The sequence below is a fragment of the Oscillibacter sp. CU971 genome (assembly GCF_905219725.1).
GTDB lineage: Bacteria > Bacillota > Clostridia > Oscillospirales > Oscillospiraceae > Oscillibacter.
The window spans coordinates 1-1,372 of sequence record NZ_CAJMXG010000487.1 but is presented as its reverse complement, the minus strand read 5'-3'; the positions used below and the strand labels follow the sequence as shown (position 1 = coordinate 1,372).

The following is a 1,372-nucleotide window of genomic DNA, read 5'->3' as shown; positions in this document are numbered from 1 at the left end:
GCGCAAAGTACATCTTAAAGAAAAGCGGCAAAGAGATTGCCAGCGACCTGAATATGCCGCCGGACAATGTGAGGACGGCGCTGGTTCGAGCCAGGCGCAAGGCCCGGCAGGCGATGGAGCAGAGGGTGTGATGTTTAATGGGTGCTGCAAGATATCATATGGCAGAACGGCGCTCCCTTTCCCGATTTGGGGGAAAGGGGCGCCGTTTCCCGCTGCATATTGAGCCGGTTTTGCCAGTCGTAGACAATCGAGTGCGAACCCTCCATAATAAAGAGGATTTTTGAAAATGGAGGGTACAATTATGCAGTCATTGTCATCCCGCATTGCCAGTTATCTTGAAACGGGCGAGTACGAAAAGCAGCTCTCCCCGGATACGGTCAAGGCTTACCGCATTGATTTGCAGCAGTTTTTGGGCTTTACAAAAGGAACTTGGGCAGATAAGGATATGCTCAGCCAGTACATCAAATTCCTCAACCAAAATTTCGCTCCCCGCTCCGTAAAACGTAAGCTGGCAAGCGTCCGCGCCTTTTACCGCGAGGTGGAGCTTTGCGGCGAATTGGAAGAGAATCCCTTTGACAAGCTCCACATCCGCATCCATTCCCCGCAGCAGCTTCCGCGCGTCATACCAGAGGAGATCGTACAGGCCCTTTTGCAGAGCGCCTATGACGCCTATGCGCCAGGGGACCGAGAAGTGCTCCGGGATATCGTCGTGCTGGAGCTCTTGTTCAGCACCGGGCTTCGGGTCTCAGAGCTGTGCGCGCTGTCGAAGGACACGTTTTCTCTGGGCGGCAGCGGGCTGAAGCTCTTGGTAAAGGGGAAAGGCCGGAAAGAACGGGTACTTCAAATCACAACGCCGGAGCTGCTTCGGCTTGTGCGGGTCTATGTTGATGCGTTCTCTGAAGAAATCCAGAAACAGGAAGCCATCTTATTAAACCGGCGGGGGCGGCCTCTTTCCCCGCAGACAGTCCGGCGTATTATCAACAAATACTTGGACCGGACCGGCACGCCTTACCATGTAACGCCCCATATGTTCCGCCACACGTTTGCCACGTCGCTGCTGGAGGCAGGGATGGATATACGCTACATTCAATCTCTGCTTGGTCATAGCTCTATTTCCACTACACAGATCTACACACATGTGACTGCCCAGCGGCAGACGCTGTTGCTGGCTGAAAAGCATCCGAGAGGTAAAATGACATTTTCGCTCCGATGATAGGCAATGGCCGCCAGGTATCTGGCGGCCATTGCTAATTCGATAGATAATCTGCAATTATCGCTTGTTCTAAAGAAAAAAGCCGGGAAGTACAATCTAAACTATTGTGAAAGAGAGTCGGCTGTGATGGGAAAATTTCAATATGATGTAGCGTTATCA

At 52.3% G+C, this 1,372-nt stretch carries 2 protein-coding genes; both read left to right on the top strand.

The window, feature by feature from the left end; translation table 11 throughout:
• The first annotated feature begins 11 nt into the window (after window positions 1-11).
• Window positions 12-131, top strand: coding sequence for a sigma factor-like helix-turn-helix DNA-binding protein (locus tag JX325_RS18815; RefSeq protein WP_374220662.1), 120 nt, complete (start codon window positions 12-14; stop codon window positions 129-131).
• A gap of 170 nt (window positions 132-301) precedes the next feature.
• Window positions 302-1,213, top strand: coding sequence for a tyrosine-type recombinase/integrase (locus JX325_RS16805; protein WP_204792169.1), 912 nt, complete (start codon window positions 302-304; stop codon window positions 1,211-1,213).
• Window positions 1,214-1,372: the final 159 nt, after the last annotated feature.

What these genes read in the sequence shown, in the direction of transcription:
- JX325_RS16805 (WP_204792169.1), top strand. Translation starts at nt 302, where the DNA reads ATGCAGTCATTGTCATCCCGCATTGCCAGTTATCTTGAAACGGGCGAG.